Annotated in this window: 16 protein-coding genes and 1 tRNA gene; 7 read left to right on the forward strand and 10 right to left on the reverse strand. The window is 33.9% G+C overall.

Features of this window, described 5'->3' with window-relative positions; genetic code table 11:
• Positions 1 to 7 precede the first annotated feature (7 nt).
• The 3 genes from MG292_RS09425 to MG292_RS09435 all read left to right on the forward strand — a co-directional run bounded on the left by MG292_RS09425 (position 8) and on the right by MG292_RS09435 (position 3,004).
• The gene (locus tag MG292_RS09425) at positions 8 to 595 is read left to right on the forward strand and encodes a Maf-like protein (RefSeq protein WP_264532980.1); all 588 of its coding nucleotides are present in this window, start codon (positions 8 to 10) and stop codon (positions 593 to 595) included.
• Between the two features lie 9 nt (positions 596 to 604).
• Positions 605 to 1,135: a mechanosensitive ion channel domain-containing protein gene (locus MG292_RS09430; RefSeq protein ID WP_374505158.1), complete on the forward strand. Its 531-nt coding sequence runs from the start codon at positions 605 to 607 to the stop codon at positions 1,133 to 1,135.
• Between the two features lie 144 nt (positions 1,136 to 1,279).
• Complete coding sequence (locus tag MG292_RS09435; RefSeq protein ID WP_264532978.1) at positions 1,280 to 3,004, forward strand: sodium:solute symporter family protein; 1,725 nt, start codon at positions 1,280 to 1,282, stop codon at positions 3,002 to 3,004.
• 57 nt (positions 3,005 to 3,061) lie between these two features.
• On the opposite strand, the gene MG292_RS09440 is transcribed toward MG292_RS09435, so the two are convergent.
• From MG292_RS09440 to MG292_RS09460, 5 genes are read right to left on the reverse strand one after another with little or no spacing between them, the layout of a single operon-like run.
• On the reverse strand, positions 3,062 to 3,907 hold the full coding sequence (locus MG292_RS09440; protein ID WP_264532977.1) for a DUF2911 domain-containing protein: 846 nt from the start codon (positions 3,905 to 3,907) through the stop codon (positions 3,062 to 3,064).
• Positions 3,908 to 3,963: 56 nt separating this feature from the next.
• Positions 3,964 to 4,620, reverse strand: coding sequence for an HAD family hydrolase (locus MG292_RS09445; protein WP_264532976.1), 657 nt, complete (start codon positions 4,618 to 4,620; stop codon positions 3,964 to 3,966).
• Complete coding sequence (locus tag MG292_RS09450) at positions 4,620 to 5,351, reverse strand: tRNA threonylcarbamoyladenosine dehydratase (protein WP_264532975.1); 732 nt, start codon at positions 5,349 to 5,351, stop codon at positions 4,620 to 4,622. The genes MG292_RS09445 and MG292_RS09450 overlap by 1 nt, the downstream gene beginning before the upstream one ends.
• A gap of 40 nt (positions 5,352 to 5,391) precedes the next feature.
• Complete coding sequence (locus MG292_RS09455) at positions 5,392 to 6,054, reverse strand: TatD family hydrolase (RefSeq protein ID WP_264532974.1); 663 nt, start codon at positions 6,052 to 6,054, stop codon at positions 5,392 to 5,394.
• On the reverse strand, positions 6,054 to 6,656 hold the full coding sequence (locus tag MG292_RS09460) for a DUF1684 domain-containing protein (RefSeq protein ID WP_264532973.1): 603 nt from the start codon (positions 6,654 to 6,656) through the stop codon (positions 6,054 to 6,056). The genes MG292_RS09455 and MG292_RS09460 overlap by 1 nt, the downstream gene beginning before the upstream one ends.
• A gap of 127 nt (positions 6,657 to 6,783) precedes the next feature.
• Between MG292_RS09460 and MG292_RS09465 the strand changes: the two genes are divergently transcribed.
• The 4 genes from MG292_RS09465 to MG292_RS09480 all read left to right on the forward strand — a co-directional run bounded on the left by MG292_RS09465 (position 6,784) and on the right by MG292_RS09480 (position 9,417).
• The gene (locus MG292_RS09465) at positions 6,784 to 7,998 is read left to right on the forward strand and encodes an MDR family MFS transporter (protein ID WP_264534592.1); all 1,215 of its coding nucleotides are present in this window, start codon (positions 6,784 to 6,786) and stop codon (positions 7,996 to 7,998) included.
• Positions 7,999 to 8,146: 148 nt separating this feature from the next.
• Positions 8,147 to 9,049 carry a hypothetical protein gene (locus MG292_RS09470; RefSeq protein WP_264532972.1) on the forward strand — a complete coding sequence of 301 codons (903 nt, stop codon included), beginning with the start codon at positions 8,147 to 8,149 and terminating at the stop codon, positions 9,047 to 9,049.
• A 55-nt stretch (positions 9,050 to 9,104) separates the two neighbouring features.
• Positions 9,105 to 9,248, forward strand: coding sequence for an SsrA-binding protein (locus MG292_RS09475; RefSeq protein WP_264532971.1), 144 nt, complete (start codon positions 9,105 to 9,107; stop codon positions 9,246 to 9,248).
• Positions 9,249 to 9,343: 95 nt separating this feature from the next.
• A tRNA-Arg gene (locus tag MG292_RS09480) sits at positions 9,344 to 9,417 on the forward strand.
• A gap of 198 nt (positions 9,418 to 9,615) precedes the next feature.
• Here the strand turns inward: MG292_RS09480 and MG292_RS09485 are convergent.
• From MG292_RS09485 to MG292_RS09505, 5 genes are all read right to left on the reverse strand, one after another.
• The gene (locus tag MG292_RS09485; protein ID WP_264532970.1) at positions 9,616 to 9,954 is read right to left on the reverse strand and encodes a GIY-YIG nuclease family protein; all 339 of its coding nucleotides are present in this window, start codon (positions 9,952 to 9,954) and stop codon (positions 9,616 to 9,618) included.
• 880 nt (positions 9,955 to 10,834) lie between these two features.
• Positions 10,835 to 11,824: a coiled-coil domain-containing protein gene (locus tag MG292_RS09490; RefSeq protein ID WP_264532969.1), complete on the reverse strand. Its 990-nt coding sequence runs from the start codon at positions 11,822 to 11,824 to the stop codon at positions 10,835 to 10,837.
• A gap of 13 nt (positions 11,825 to 11,837) precedes the next feature.
• Positions 11,838 to 12,107, reverse strand: coding sequence for a hypothetical protein (locus MG292_RS09495; protein WP_264532968.1), 270 nt, complete (start codon positions 12,105 to 12,107; stop codon positions 11,838 to 11,840).
• An 11-nt stretch (positions 12,108 to 12,118) separates the two neighbouring features.
• Positions 12,119 to 12,682 (reverse strand): TaqI-like C-terminal specificity domain-containing protein, encoded by a 564-nt coding sequence (locus MG292_RS09500; RefSeq protein ID WP_264534591.1) that lies wholly within the window; start codon positions 12,680 to 12,682, stop codon positions 12,119 to 12,121.
• Between the two features lie 3 nt (positions 12,683 to 12,685).
• The gene (locus MG292_RS09505; protein ID WP_264532967.1) at positions 12,686 to 15,796 is read right to left on the reverse strand and encodes a DUF7149 domain-containing protein; all 3,111 of its coding nucleotides are present in this window, start codon (positions 15,794 to 15,796) and stop codon (positions 12,686 to 12,688) included.
• Between the last annotated feature and the right edge of the window lie 27 nt (positions 15,797 to 15,823).

The raw sequence follows: 15,823 nt of genomic DNA on the forward strand, positions 1-15,823 counted from the left end.
CAATCCAATGCTTAGACATAAATTAGCCAATTATTCATTGATTTTAGCTTCGGGTTCGCCAAGACGCCAACAATTTTTTAAAGATTTGGATTTGGATTTTGAAATTCGGCTCAAAGAAGTCGAAGAAATTTATCCTCCTGAATTGAAGGCCGAAGCCATCACTAATTATTTAGCCGAACTAAAAGCCAACGCTTTTGAAGGAGAGTTAAACGATAACGAAATTCTAATTACAAGTGATACCATTGTTTGGCACAACAATACGGCTTTGGGGAAACCCAAAGATGAACAAGATGCTTTTGCCATTTTAAAATCATTATCGAATGCCACTCACGAAGTCATCACTTCGGTTTGTTTTAAAACTAAAGAAAAAACAGATACTTTTTTCGAAGTGACTAAAGTAACTTTTAATACACTAAGCGATGAAGCTATTCAGTATTATTTGGACCATTACAAACCGTATGACAAAGCGGGAGCTTACGGAATTCAAGAATGGATTGGTTTTGTTGGTGTAGCTAAAATAGAAGGTTCTTACACCAATGTAATGGGAATGCCAACAGATAAAGTATTTGATTATTTAAACAATTTAGACAACTAAACTATGTACATTTCATTTTTCAACGATTTTGCACGCGAAGCTATTGGTACTGGGATTGTTTTAATACTGCTGGTACTATTACGAGTAATCACAACTAAATTAGTACGCCGCTATGCGCGTTTGAGCCAAACAATAGAAAGAAGAACAAATTTGGTAATTAAATACCTGCATTTACTAATTAATATTCTCTTAATAGTAGCTTTAATTATTATTTGGGGAGTTGATGCCAAAGACATTATTATAGCTGTATCGTCAATTGCAACGGTTGTAGGTGTGGCGATGGTTGCACAATGGTCGATTTTAAGTAACATTACCTCCGGAATTATTTTATTTTTTTCTTATCCATTTAAAATTGGAGATACTATTCATATTCACGATAAAGATTTTCCCGTGATTGCAGAAATTGAGGATATCAGTGCCTTTTATATTAGTATGGTGAACAAAGATGGAGAACGCATTATTTATCCAAACAATTTATTGTTACAAAAAGGCGTTTCGATTATTAATACTGATCTTGAACCAACTGATTTTACAGATTAAAGTTATTTAGTACTATCAACGAGAAATCAATTAAGGATGAAGTCAAAAACTAAAATTTGGAAAAAAAGCTATACTTGGGTGCTCGTTATTAATGCCATTTATATCTTGTTGTTTTACTTCATAATGCAGTTATACGCCTAAATCATGCAATTATTTGACTGGATCATACTCGTTGTTACCTTACTATTCATAGTAATTTATGGCGCTTGGAAAACCAACGGAAGTAAGAACGTTCAAGACTACATTCTTGGAAGTAATGAAACGCCTTGGCATGTTGTTGGGCTTTCAGTAATGGCAACACAAGCCAGCGCTATTACCTTTTTATCTACTCCAGGACAAGCCTATCATGACGGAATGGGATTCGTTCAGTTTTACTTTGGTTTACCCATAGCTATGGTGATTGTTTGTGTTACATTCATTCCCATTTATCACAAATACAAAGTGTACACCGCTTACGAATATTTAGGCAAACGATTTGATTTGCGCACCCGTTCTTTGGCCGCAATTCTTTTCTTATTTCAAAGAGGACTCGGAACTGGATTGACTATTTATGCTCCAGCGATTATTCTGTCAGCCTTATTAGGTTGGAATATCAATTATCTGAATATTATTATTGGACTACTCGTTATTATTTACACCGTAACCGGAGGAACCAAAGCGGTCAACGTAACCCAAAAACAGCAAATGTTTATCATTTTAGTAGGGATGCTAATTACCTTTTTTTGGATATTATACTACTTACCCAATGACATGAGTTTCAGCAATGCGATGCACATTGCAGGTGCCAATGCTAAAATGGACATAGTTAATTTTTCGCTAGATCCAGAAGAAAAATATACGTTTTGGAGCGGAATCACAGGCGGCTTTTTCTTGGCTTTAGCCTACTTTGGCACAGACCAATCTCAAGTGGGGCGTTATTTATCTGGGAAATCAGTTAGAGAAAGTCAGATGGGATTATTGATGAATGGATTACTAAAAGTACCTATGCAATTTTTCATTCTATTGACAGGAGTACTCGTTTTTGTATTCTTCCAGTTCAATCCTGTTCCGTTAAATTTCAATCCGAATAATAAACTTATCGTCGAAAATTCGCCTTACAAAAAAGAATACCACGCACTAGAAAAAAAGTTGGAATTGGTGTCTGAAGACAAAAAAGTGATCAACCTCTTGTACATTGACCAACTCAACCAAGATTACGACAATCCTATTCTTAGAAAAGAAATGATTGCTTTGTCTGATAAAGAAAAGGACTTGAGAGATCGTGCCAAAGAAATCATTTCGAAAGCAGATATCCACAGCGAAACGAACGATAAAGATTATGTGTTTTTTCACTTTATTTTAAATTACCTACCCAAAGGGCTCATCGGATTGTTACTAGCCGTAATCATTTCAGCAGCCATGTCATCAACCGCTTCGGGATTGAATGCATTGGCTTCAACCACAACCATTGATATTTACAAACGCAATTTACAAGTAGAAAAATCAGAGAAACATTACCTGAATGCCAGCAAACTTTTTACTTTATTCTGGGGAATTATAGCCATTCTTTTTGCGTGTATTGGTACCTTATTTGAAAACTTAATTCAATTGGTCAACATCATTGGGTCTATATTCTACGGTACTGTTTTGGGGATATTCCTAGTAGGTATTTACTCCAAACGAATTCAATCAGATGCTATTTTTTACAGTGCTATTTTTAGCCAAATTACCATATTCATCATTTACTATTTTGCCATTTATATTTACCCAAGTGGCGAAGAAAAATTAGGCTATTTATGGCTCAACTTCATTGGCGCAGTATTGACAATTGTAATTGCTTGGCTGTTGGAACGATTGCTATTCAAAAATCAGAAAGTCTTTGTTAGTTAAATAAAAAAATCCCATTTAAAATTTAAACGGGATTTTTTTATTGCAATGGATAGCAAATTATTTCTTGCTCCATTCCGCAATACTGTCTTTATTCATTTTTACGTAATCTTGATTTTTAGCTTCCTCTGCAGCCTCTAGAGATAATTTTGCGGTTTCAATAGCACCTGATTTATCACCTTGTTTTGCCTGAATCAACGATTTTAATCGTAAAAACCAAAACGGTTTGTCTTTACTCAACTCTAACGATTTATTTACAAAGACCAATGATTTTGCTAAATCAGTATTGGATTGATATAAAAAGTTCGCTGCTGAATAATAATCATTGGCAGTAGGCCCTGCTAATACTTTGTCAATACTTGCCATCGCTGTTTTTTGGGTAGGCACTTCAAATTTTAAAGCTACAAAAGAGTTTTCCCAGAAAATCTCTAAAAAAGCAAAATTAGTATCTAAACCAGCAATATTAATCGTTAAACTTTCAACAGGTTTCGACAATGCCTCTTCTTTTACCGTAGTTCTGAGCGCTACATTGACTTCATTAAATTCTTGTGGTAATCCCCAATTGTCAGTTGTAGTATAAAAAATAATGTCCCAACTTTCAATTCTTGGCACCGTGTACAACGCATACTTTCCTTTTTTCAATACTTTGCCATCAATAATGACATCATCACTAAATGAAATTGTTGTATTTTCATTGGCACCTGTTCTCCAAAGTTTACCAAAAGGAACTAAATTCCCAAAAACGGGTCTGCCTTTTGCTCCTGGACGCGAATAATTTACCTCCACTTCTGTCAAACCTACCATTTGAGTAAGAACGGCTCTGGGACTCGCTTGAGGTGTTTTAATTTGTGCTTGAGCAACAAATTGAGAAATTAATACTGCTAATGCAAAAATTATTTTTTTCATAGTTTTATTTTTTAGTTTTCAAATTTACAAATTCAATTGAATGTTACGTGTTAATATTAATTTAATGCCCGTATAACTTCAGCAGTCAACTCATTAAAATGATTGATTACTTTGTCTGCCTCGTCCAAATTCTGGTCTTTGGAATGTTCACTATTGTATCCCACACAAAAAATCCCTGCCGCTTTTGCTGCTTTCACTCCGTTAGTACTGTCTTCAATTACAATACAATTTTCTTTTGGAGCAATCGACAAAGAAGCCGCATGTTCAAAAATAGCAGGATGTGGTTTGGACTTTGGAAAATCTTCGCCACTCACAATATGCGTAAAAAAATCATGCAATCCAAAACGAGTAAAAACACGATCAATAGTCACTTTAGAGGCCGAAGACGCCACAATCAATTGAATTCCGTTTTGGTGTAAATCTTCTATTAAAGCACGAACACCTTCTAGTAATTCCAAATCTTCTTTGGTGTCAAAAGCATTATTAAAAATACTTCTTTTACGTTGAATTAAGTCTTCAACTTCCTGCTCTAGCTGAAATTGTTCTTTTAAAGTCTGGAAGGTATTCCGAGTAGAAAAACCAGTGAACGAAGTGTACATCGCCTCGGTTACCTCAATATTCAATTCTGCAAATTGTTTGTAATAAGCATAACGGTGTACTGGTTCTGTATCCACAATTACACCATCCATATCAAAAATTACCGTTTGTATCATTATTCTTCAGTAATTTCTTTGTTCAACAAATAGCGAATCACCGTTTCGGCAGCATACAAACCAAATAACCCTGGCATATAACTATTGGTCCCATAAAACGATTTTTTAAAATTTTGACCATCAGTTACTTTTAAACTCGTTTCGTCTTGAATTTCCGAAGAAAAAACTACTTTAATTCCTTTGTATATTTTTTCGGCTTTTAATCGTCGTTTAATAGTTCTAGCCAAATGACAGTTTTCTGTTTTACTAATATCAGTAACTTTCACTTTAGCCGCTTCCATTTTTCCTCCAGCTCCCATACTGCTGATAATTTTTACTCCTTTTCTTTTGGCTGCCATGAGTAAATTCAATTTTGGCGTTACACTATCAATGCAATCCAAAACGTAATCAAAGTCGGTTGAAACCAATTCATAAGCGCGTTCTGGCGACAAAAATTCTTGGATTCGAGTGAGTTGTAGTTCGGGATTGATATCCATTAAACGGTCGCCTACAATCGTAATTTTAGGTTGACCAACAGTAGAATGCAACGCAGGTAATTGTCTATTAATATTGGTAATATCCACCACATCGCCATCAACTATAGTCATGTTGCCTACTCCTGCTCTTGCTAAAAATTCGGCAGCAAAAGACCCTACACCACCTAATCCAACGACTAATACTTTAGCATTTTGCAATTTTTCTAATCCTTCTTTTTTAAATAATAATTCGGCTCTTTCTGTCCACTCTGCCATGATTGTGTTTATTTGTTTATTTGGTTATTTGTTTATTTGGTTATTTGGTTATTTGTTGTGATCCAAAGACCTTTCGGAAATTGGCATTCACTAGTTCTTGTATTTGGGCTACTGAAAGCCCTTTATATTGTGCTGCTAAATCATACACTTCTTGTATCGTTTGCTCATCCGTATCGGTTTCCAAGAAAAATTGATCGTTGGGCATGGCGCAAAAAACGGATTCTAATTGAGGCATTCGTAATAAATATTTCCCAAAAGAAAGGTAACAACCATTTGCCAACAATTCCTTGGCTACTTGTTCATTTTTAGAAAATCCGTGAATTAAAAAAGGAACCGAAATTTTCAATGCTTTTTTAATAGCAATCAATTCTTGAAAAGCCGCTACACAATGAATTACCACTGATTTTTGGTACTGTTCTGCCAAAAGTAATTGACGCTCAAAAACGGTTTGCTGTAATGCAAACGGAATTTCAATTCGCTTGTCCAATCCGCATTCACCAACTGCCAAACAACTGGACTCCTTTAATTTACTTTCAATGATAGCCAAATCAGCTTCAATACGATCTTCCACAATAAACCAAGGATGTATTCCAATAGAATAATTAGGAATGGTATCGGTAAATTCTTGAGGATATTGATTGACTAATTCCAGAACATCGTCCTGATTTGTATAAATATGAGTATGCAGATTAAAATAATGCATTAGTCATGAAATTTTTTAACGCCGGCGCGAATGGCGATTTTCAAATCGTTTTCCAAAGGTACTTTGGGACATGAATACTTGTAACTGTATGCACAATACGGATTGTAAGCCGTATTAAAATCAATCACTATTGTATCTCCTTTTGGGATTTTCATATCAATGTACCTTCCTCCTATGTAACTTTCATTGCCACAAGTCAAATCAGAAAAAGGCAAGAACAAATAGTCTTTGTACTGCTCTTTTTTAGACAATTCAATATTTTTGTACAAATTAAGCTGAAAATCCTGACCGTCAATGTTAAAATGTGCTTCTCCGTATTTTACATATACAGGCCTTCTATCCGTGGAGGTTTTCATTTCAAAAGGCTGCTCATTTTCTGTGCGAATGAATTTTGCCACCACAAAAAACTTTTCATTGGCAGGATAATACTCTAAAGTATGAAATTTTTTAAAATCTTCTGGCAATAACGGACTTGTCTTGGCATCGGCATATTCGGCATTCAATTCAGTTTGAAATTTCTCTACTGCAGCCAGGCTGAATTGTTCTTGGGCATAGCCAAAACCAAACTGTACCAACAGTACCAATACAAGTAACTTTTTCATTTGAATTTCTTTTCAGCAAAAATACTACAATCCAAAAGAAAACAAAGCGATTTCAAAGCAAATGAAATTAATTTCAAAAAATAAATACTTGACTAAAAGTTGGTACCTTTGCCCTACAAACTACACTATGATTCAATCAGGACTGCAACGCTACATCAATAATTTCAGAGGCTTTCGAAGAGAAGTTTGGATTTTGGCATTGATAACCTTTATCAATCGTGCAGGAACCATGGTATTACCCTTTTTATCCAAATACCTTAAAGAAGACTTGCATCTTTCCTATTCACAAGTAGGTTGGATAATGGTGTGTTTTGGTTTTGGATCGATGCTAGGCTCTTGGTTGGGCGGTAAATTATCCGACAAAATTGGGTTTTATAAAATCATGATTTTCAGTTTGTTTACTAGTGGTGTGTTGTTCTTTTTCTTGCAATATGTCACTTCGTTTTGGGCTTTGTGTGTCAGTATGTTTACCATTATGGTCATTGCCGATATGTTTCGTCCTGCCATGTTCGTTTCGTTAAGTACCTATGCTAAACCCGAAAACCGTACCCGTGCCTTAACTTTAGTGCGTTTAGCCGTTAACCTTGGTTTTGCTGCAGGTCCCGCTTTAGGAGGTTTGATTATTTTGAATCAAGGTTATCAAGCCTTATTTTGGGTCGATGGAAGTACCTGTATCATTGCGATTGTTCTCTTTGCAGTATTGGTTAAAGAAAAGAAAGTCCCTGAAGATTTGATTGCTAAAAAACAAGCTGAATCTGAGCGTGAATCAGTGTTTAAAGACAAAATATTTTGGATTTTCTTATTCGTTTGTTTCATTACTGCGGTCTTGTTCTTTCAGTTATTCACCACGCTCCCGCTCTACCATAGTGAACATTTTGGTTTAACCGAATTTCAAAGCGGATTGATTCTTTCCTTTAACGGAATTCTCATTTTCTTTTTAGAAATGCCCATTGTGAGCTATTGCCAGCGCAAAAATATTAGCAAACTAAGCATCATTCTTTGGGGATGTGTTTTAATGTCGATTAGTTTTTACATTTTGTTATTCAACGCTTGGGCGGGCATCTTAATTGTGAGTTTGCTCTTTATTACTTTTGGCGAAATGTTCATTTTCCCCTTCTCCAATTCTTTTGCTATGAGTCGCGCTCCCAAAGGCCACGAAGGTCGCTATATGGCCTTATTTACCATGAGTTTTAGTTTGGCACACATTAGCAGTTCTAAAATGGGATTGGAAATCATTAGCCAATGGAATTACCAAGCCAATTGGTTTGTCATGGGTAGTCTAGGCATAATTGCTGTGTTGTGTTGTATTTGGCTGCAACGTTTATTGGCTTTGGAAGAGTAATCCATTTTTAGAAAAAAAATGTTGGTGTTTTCTTATCAAAAAGTTAATTACGTTAAATTTTTGTAAAGGTGTTTTTGGGTACAAAAATCAATTAATAGGTTTGCTTCGTTAAAAACAAAAATCAGTCGTATTAATTAAATTGTTTACTATGAATATCAAAAAACAGTATTTTACATTAGCACTTGCTTTTACTTTAATTATTGGTGGTTCTATTGCTGTATTGGCACAAAACAAGAAAAACCAAGACCGCTTAGAAATCAACAACACTTTGGATGATGTGGTGATGACTTGGAATAAAACCACACCCGAATCAGAAATGAATGACGATGTAAAAGCACTAAAAAAATACGGTGTAACCATCAATTATTCGGATGTAAAACGCAATGCCAAAAACGAAATCACCGGCTTAAAAGTGAGTTACGAAGACGAAAAAGGCAACAAAGGCGAATTGAAACTCAACCAACATTCGCCTATTTCGACTATTACTTTTTACAAATCGGGTAATGAAATTGGTTTTGGATCGCCTGCTAGTGCCAATGGAATGGGTAACTTTTTCTTTAATGGCGTACCCAATGGAGACGCATTAAAACAATTTGGTTTCCATGATGAAGACGGCAATCCATCAACTGAAAACTTCCGATTTAATTTCTCTGACAAAAACGATGCTCCAAAATCGACCAAAAAGTCTAAAATCATCATCAAAAAACCGAATAAAAAAGACTTAATTATTGAAGATGGCGAAGTCATTTCAGGAAAAGACGATTACACTGCTGAAGAAATTGAAAAAATCAAAAAAGATGCTGAAATAAATTCCGATAGTTTTGGAACTACAGAAGCGAACCCATTAGGCGAATTTGATTTACGAAATGAAAAAGGCATTCAAGATTTCAAGAAAAAAATCAAAAAAATGATGCGTTCTGAAGATACAGATGCCGACGAAAAATCAGAATTGGCTAAAGCCAAAGAGGAAATGATCAAAGCAAAAGAAGAATTAGAAAAAGCCCGAATCGCCTTAGAGAAAGCCAACCAGTCGAAATCTAAAAAGAAATAAACAACAAAAAGACCATTATATAGATGGTCTTTTTTATTTTTACCAAAAAAAAGCAATGTTCAAAGTGTTAGCCAAAATCAACAAAATACTATTGCCAAGTTTAACCAAACAAGGTTTGGACGTGACCAAAGCGAAGAAATGGCAGATGGCATTGATAGCCTACCGCTATTATGTAACTTCTAGAGCCCTAGACAAATAAATACCGAAAGGCAGTAGTTGTCCCAAAAAAGCAGTTATTTTTTAATTTTCGATTTGGATATCTACTAATTTTACCTATATTTGCACCCGAATTAAGGCCTCGTGGCGCAACTGAATAGCGCATCTGATTACGGCTCAGAAGGTTACAGGTTTGAATCCTGTCGAGGTCACGAATAAATACTAAAACAAGAAAAAAACGCCAAGCTCGCTTGAGCGTTTTTTTGTTTTTAGTATTTTCAAAGCGGAGCTTTGCAGGATATGGAATCCTGTCAAAAAATAATCAAGTTTACTTGAAATTATTTTTGGATTTTTTGTTTTTTCAAAGCGGAGCTTTACTGGTTATGGAATCCCAGCGAAGCTAAATCGTATCACCTTTGAAAACGATCATTTAAAAATTCAAAATTCTCATTAAAAGAACGAATCAAATTCAATTTTTTTTCTCTTCTCCAAGCTTTAATTTCTTTCTCTCGTGCTATAGCTTGTTGCACCCAGCCAAACTTTTCATAATACACAAGATATTCCAAATTATATTTTGAAGCAAATGTCTTAGTTCCATTTTTAATATTATTACTATGCTCAAACAATCGTCTTGACAAATCATTTGTCATACCTATATAAAAAGTAGATCTATATTTATTTGTAATAATATAAACATAATAAGAATGATAACCTTCTAAATATTCAAACATTATATTATTAACTTTCATTTTTTGTTTTTTATATTATATCTTTCTTTTTGTCATTCCGACGCAGGAGAAACGTTAGTTATATTGTTCTTCTTTGTCATTCCAACGAAAGGAGAAACGTCAGTTATATTGTTCTTCTTTGTCATTCCGACGCAGGAGGAATCTTATTTGTTGATTGACTTTATAAGATTTCTCCCGTTGGTCGAAATGACAAGCGCTCTGTGCTTTTATTTGTCATACCGACGCGGGAGAAACGTTAGTTATATTGTTCTTCTTTGTCATTCCGACGCAGGAGAAACGTTAGTTATATTGTTCTTCTTTGTCATTCCAACGAAAGGAGGAATCTTATTTGTTGCTTGACTTTATGTGATTTCTCCCGTTGGTCGAAATGACAAGCGCTCTGTGCTTTTATTTGTCATACCGACGCGGGAGAAACGTCAGTTATATTGTTCTTCTTTGTCATTCCGACGAAAGGAGGAATCACATCCTTTACTCTCGTTATAAGATTTCTCCCGTTGGTCGAAATGACAAGCGCTCTGTGTTTTTCTTTGTCATTCCGACGCAGGAGAAACGTTAGTTATATTGTTCTTCTTTTTGTCATTCCGACGCAGGAGGAATCACATCCTTTACTCTCGTTATAAGATTTAGCTTCGCTGAACTGACGTTTCTCCCGTTGGTCGAAATGACAAGCGAGAACCTCTTATTGTTGCCTTCGAGTGCCTCGGGCAACAACAAAAAACGGTGGCTGACCCCGATTCTTCGGGGCTCGAAGCCACTGTTTCACTCCACTGAACTTAATTTTGCGCAAGAACGAGGATTAAATTTATTGTTTTTATGCCGAACGCGAAAGGATTAGCTACGCTGAACTTCGTTTCGCGCACGAGCGGGGAAAATTATCTCATTAAACCTTTTTAGAAACTGTTTCTACAATATTGTTCACAAAGTTTGAAGTGCTTTTTTCTTCATTGGTATTGTTATAACCGGTAGGTTGTGAGGAAAATAACTCTTTTGCGGCAATATCTAAAAGTTCAGGATTATTACCTTCTCGAGATAAATCTATTGCGACAGATAATGTTAATTTTTTATTTCTGTTAACTATTTCATTATGCTTGTTTGCATTATAATTTTTAACACTCACTTTTAAAGCGTATATCAAAATAGAATAAATTAAAACATATGAACTAATGTATTTGCCATAAGCTATGTATAACATTGTTTTGTCTTGGATTGCTAAACAACATAGGTCTTGTCTAATTTCAATTAGTCCAGATACATTAGTTGACCTAAAACAAACAACAAATATCAATACTAAAGATAATATGATAGATGCTAATAACCATATAATAGCATTTATTTTCGCTTTTCTTTCAGCCTCTCGATAACTATTACCTTCTTTATTCAAAAAAAACTTATTAAATGCTTCTTTTGATTTTTGATCAAATTGAGAATTTACTGAGTTTGCATTATCTAATAATGTATTAAATTCCTCAACTTTTGTGTTTAATTTTTCTTTTTGTGCGTCTAACTCGTCTTTATAATTTGATAATTCTACCCATTTATGAAAATCAGTCAAATCCTTTGATTTATTTAATAAATCTTTAATCTTATTACAAAAATGAACTAATTTTTCAATGGCTTCAATTAATTCCGATTCAGCCATTACAATACAATTAATTTTTTCTAATTGTAACAATAAAATTTCGTTAGAATCAAGATTCTTATTAATAAAATCGCTTACTTTTTGTTTACTTGTAGTACCCCATTCAACATATAATTTTTCTCCATAAATATTTTCCTGAATGTTATTTATTTCATCGATTAATTTATTAAGTTCTTGAATGATTCGTTTAATAATATCATTCTGCTTACCATATCCTCCGTAACCTCCCATAAATTTCTATATATTAAAAATCAATACTCCTTCTTACTAAATCTTGTTTTATTTTTTTAAATTCTTTTGAACTTATTCTAGTTTTATATGGTTCATTTATTTTTCGTTTTTCATAGCGTTTTAATTTAAAGCCGTTTTGACTTTCGAAATAAGCGGTATTGTTTTCAACATCAAAATAACTTGCAATTGATTTATATGGCAAACCATAAAACAACCAAGAAATAATAAAACTGATAGCAGCTCCAATAAATAATAATATAAAATCTTTTTGTGAAATATCCATATTTTTTCTATTTACGATTCTTCTACGATTTTGATTTCCTCCTCACTCAACCCATACAACGCATACACCATAAAATCAATCTCTTTTTCTAAAGCAGCAGTATCAGCTTCTGGGTTGTCTTTTTTGAACGAAAGGATTTGGTCAACTTTAGCAATGATATTTTTTTCTTGTTGAAAACCTCTTTTGATAGGAATTTGTCTTAAATCGTCAGGATAAATACTACTATATGTTCCTTGTAAAGTGTCTGTACTTAAAAATTTGCTGAAGAAATATGTAATTAGATTAGAATTTAGAATTGATGTAATAAATTTTAAAGAAAGATTATCATCGATTATTATATCCCACTTTTTTTCTGGCTTTTGAAATTTTAAAACATTATCATTCCATAAAATTAAATGCATAAGATTATCATTTGAATAATATTTTAGATCATCAAAGCATGCAATAATTTTATTGTTTTTTCCACTTATACGCCTTACTATGATTTTTTCACTCTCGAAAAGTAATGGGAATTTTGGTCTATGAAAATGTTCTTGCTTACTTGTGTAATCAAAAAAATCATTTTCAAATCTTATAGTTTAAGGAGATAAATTTGAACCAATTACATATTTTTTAAAACCTTCTTTATACTCCTTATGAATAACATCATCTTTAGTAAAATTCAAGTTACTTTCTTTCTTTGAATGAGCTACAACTCCTGTATTTATACACACCAAAGAACCTAAAAGTTGTATATTTAAATTTAGTTTCTGATAAATATTTGTATCAATTTCTGAAACATTTGATTTAAATGCATAGTTTTTCAAAGATTTATAAAAATCCTGACTAACTAACTTGTAATCATAACCAATATTAGACTTAAGTTTTATATAATTATTATTTGGGTCATCTTTTGATGTTAAGTAAACTCCAGTTTGTCTAGCAACATCTTCAAACACTAATAATTGATTAAAATCAATAAGTTCAATAATTTTCAAATTATCCAAAAAGAATTTTCTCAGCTCTGTAGAATGCTTTTCTTTATAGAATGAAGTTGGTAAAATATATGAATTAATACCTTTTCCCTTTAACATCTTATAAGCTAAAACAATAAAACAGTTAAATAAATCCCAATGTCCATTTAAAAAAGGGGAATAAAAAATTTCCAATTTATTAACTAAATCTCTATTACTATTTGATAAATCCCAATTAGAGATATAAGGCGGATTCCCAATCACCACATCAAAGCCTACAAAATCGCCTTCATCGTTTAATACTTCAGGAAACTCAAAGCGCCATTCAAAAGCATTTTCATAAATTTTGTTGTTTTTTATTTCTTCGAGTTGGGTTTCTATTTTCTCAATTTTATCCGCTAAGTCTTTTTTAGCTTTTTGCTCGGCTTTGGTGAGTTTGGTTTCAAAAAGTTGGGCGCTATCAAACTTTACGTTAAACTCGTATTTCAGTTTTTGCAACTCTTTAATCTCTTTGCCGTTTTGGTTAATTTCGGTTCTAAAATTGGTTTTTATTTCGGCAATCAGCGTTTCCATATCGCGCTTTTGCTCTTTACTTTCAGCATTGCGGTATTGGTCAACGGCTCTTTTGTAATCCTCAATTTTTAACTTGCTTTTCTTTAACGCTTCTTTCAAATCAGCATCCAAACCAAAACGAGCAATCAACGAGTTCCCGCATTTAATGTTAATGTCAATGTTTGGTAAGGTTTCCAACTCGGTTTCGTTGCGGTAGTAGGCATTTTTCAATAATTCAATCCACAAACGCAAACGGCAAATTTTAACCGAGTTCGGGTTAATGTCTACACCAAACAAACAGTTTTCAATAATGGTTTGCTTTTCATGAAACAAGGTTTCTTGCAAGCGTTGGCTTTCTTTACTTTTTGGGTTATAAGTAAACGGTAAACCATCTTCATCGGTTACAATTAACTCATCGTTTACAATATCTACTTGGTATTCTTTTAAGCGTTTGCCTTCGCGGTCTACCAACACTTTTAAATCGTGCTTAATGGCAATCATTTCATTCAGCGCCGAAACCAAAAAGTGTCCAGAACCCACCGCAGGGTCGCATATTTTTACGCTGTTAATAATGGCATTAGCTTCCTTAGTGTCTTCAATTTTGTTGTATAAGCCCTCAAAGTCTTCGCAGTTCCACCCTTTGGTTTCATTAAACTTTTGCACCACCGCACGGCGTATGGTTTCCTTACACATGTACATCGTAATGAAACTTGGTGTATAAAACGAACCGTCCTTATAGCCGTTAATTTTTTCAAAAATCAAGCCCAATACCGAGGCATTGATTAAGGTTTTGTTGTCTTCTTGAATTTCCTCGCTGCCTTCACTTGCAAAATCGTAAGCATCTAAAAAGTCAAAGAAATACTCAATAGCTTTATGTGTGCCTGTTAGTTTTTTACCATTAGCATCTTTCAATACCGTACCGCTCACAATAGGCAATTGAATATCATCCTCTAATCCGGAAATAAACAAGGTTTGATGTTCTAACTCGGTAGGCTCAAACAACGAACTATTCAAATAAGGCACTTTGGCAAATAACGTTTTTACGCGGTCGTTGCGTTCTTCTGGTTTCTTTGCCAACACCATAAAGAACAAGGCATTCAAATTGTCGTAATCATGCAGTAATCCTTTGTGCAAAAACGCATAACTTTTGTCATTTCTATGATAACTAATCAATTGCGCCTCTAACAATTTCAAAAACAAAATACGATTGACCCACGTAATGCACAATTCCAAACCTACGGTAAACAAGCGTTCTTCGTGTGTGTCGCCATATTGTTTTACATTTGGCAAACGCGATAATTTATCTAAAGCATCCAATTGGTTAATCACGTTTTCCAATAAAGAACCGGCATGTCGCTGTCCAGCTTTAGGGCGTTCAATTAACTTCTTCCCTCCTTCTTTGGTTTCGGTTAACCCAATTAAATGCAGTAATTCGTTATAAAAGTTTTTATCTAAGGAATTGCTATCATTGGCAAACGACAATTTTAATAAATGCTCTGGCGAAAGTAATTTGTATAAGACAATTAATTTAGCATCATCGAGTTGGTCTTCGTTTCTTAGAATTTTGTCGTAGGAAGCCAAATCAAAATAGGTATATTCTAATTTGTCTAGTACAGTTTCAATATAAGGTTTGGCAATTTCTTTGTAGAAAAAATCAGTATTCTTTCCAGAAAGTTTACCTTCTTCAAAGTCTTGAAATTGTTTAACTAAGTTTTTATTTTGAGCAAATAGTTTATCAAATAGTTGAGCATCAAAAATGAACCATTCGTTAACATTGGTCGCTACTACATGTTTTACTTCTAAATTTTTATGAGTGATACGCTCTCGCAAGAAATACAACACCATTTCTTGCAAGGCTTTGCTATTGATGTTCTTTTGCGTTGGCATTTCAGCCTTATTGGATGGACTTTTCGCTTCAATTATAACACCAACATTGCTCTTCGCCTCTTTGCCAATATGAATTACTAAATCGTTTCGCCCTTTGGTATTGATAAAATGATTGGGAGAATAATAGGTGTTTTTCAAGAAATCGGAAATCAAGTTTTTATGAAACTCCTCCGACTCTTTTTCTTTGATACTGTCTAACAGGAGCATCAAATTCTGTTTAAACAACTCAATTCCAGAACGATTGGGTTTAATTTTAAGAAAGGCTTTGTTTAAGGCCTTGCGTGGTTGTATGAGCATGGTATAATCAATTTGGGTATCTAATTC

The sequence above is a fragment of the Flavobacterium keumense genome, assembly GCF_029866485.1.
Classification (GTDB): Bacteria; Bacteroidota; Bacteroidia; order Flavobacteriales; family Flavobacteriaceae; genus Flavobacterium; species Flavobacterium keumense.

What these genes read in the sequence shown, in the direction of transcription:
- MG292_RS09450 (WP_264532975.1), bottom strand. Translation starts at nt 5,351, where the DNA reads ATGGCAGAGTGGACAGAAAGAGCCGAATTATTATTTAAAAAAGAAGGA.
- MG292_RS09485 (WP_264532970.1), bottom strand. Translation starts at nt 9,954, where the DNA reads ATGAAAGTTAATAATATAATGTTTGAATATTTAGAAGGTTATCATTCT.
- MG292_RS09490 (WP_264532969.1), bottom strand. Translation starts at nt 11,824, where the DNA reads ATGGGAGGTTACGGAGGATATGGTAAGCAGAATGATATTATTAAACGA.
- MG292_RS09440 (WP_264532977.1), bottom strand. Translation starts at nt 3,907, where the DNA reads ATGAAAAAAATAATTTTTGCATTAGCAGTATTAATTTCTCAATTTGTT.
- MG292_RS09455 (WP_264532974.1), bottom strand. Translation starts at nt 6,054, where the DNA reads ATGCATTATTTTAATCTGCATACTCATATTTATACAAATCAGGACGAT.
- MG292_RS09475 (WP_264532971.1), top strand. Translation starts at nt 9,105, where the DNA reads ATGTTCAAAGTGTTAGCCAAAATCAACAAAATACTATTGCCAAGTTTA.
- MG292_RS09435 (WP_264532978.1), top strand. Translation starts at nt 1,280, where the DNA reads ATGCAATTATTTGACTGGATCATACTCGTTGTTACCTTACTATTCATA.
- MG292_RS09465 (WP_264534592.1), top strand. Translation starts at nt 6,784, where the DNA reads ATGATTCAATCAGGACTGCAACGCTACATCAATAATTTCAGAGGCTTT.
- MG292_RS09445 (WP_264532976.1), bottom strand. Translation starts at nt 4,620, where the DNA reads ATGATACAAACGGTAATTTTTGATATGGATGGTGTAATTGTGGATACA.
- MG292_RS09495 (WP_264532968.1), bottom strand. Translation starts at nt 12,107, where the DNA reads ATGGATATTTCACAAAAAGATTTTATATTATTATTTATTGGAGCTGCT.
- MG292_RS09425 (WP_264532980.1), top strand. Translation starts at nt 8, where the DNA reads ATGCTTAGACATAAATTAGCCAATTATTCATTGATTTTAGCTTCGGGT.
- MG292_RS09460 (WP_264532973.1), bottom strand. Translation starts at nt 6,656, where the DNA reads ATGAAAAAGTTACTTGTATTGGTACTGTTGGTACAGTTTGGTTTTGGC.
- MG292_RS09505 (WP_264532967.1), bottom strand. Translation starts at nt 15,796, where the DNA reads ATGCTCATACAACCACGCAAGGCCTTAAACAAAGCCTTTCTTAAAATT.
- MG292_RS09470 (WP_264532972.1), top strand. Translation starts at nt 8,147, where the DNA reads ATGAATATCAAAAAACAGTATTTTACATTAGCACTTGCTTTTACTTTA.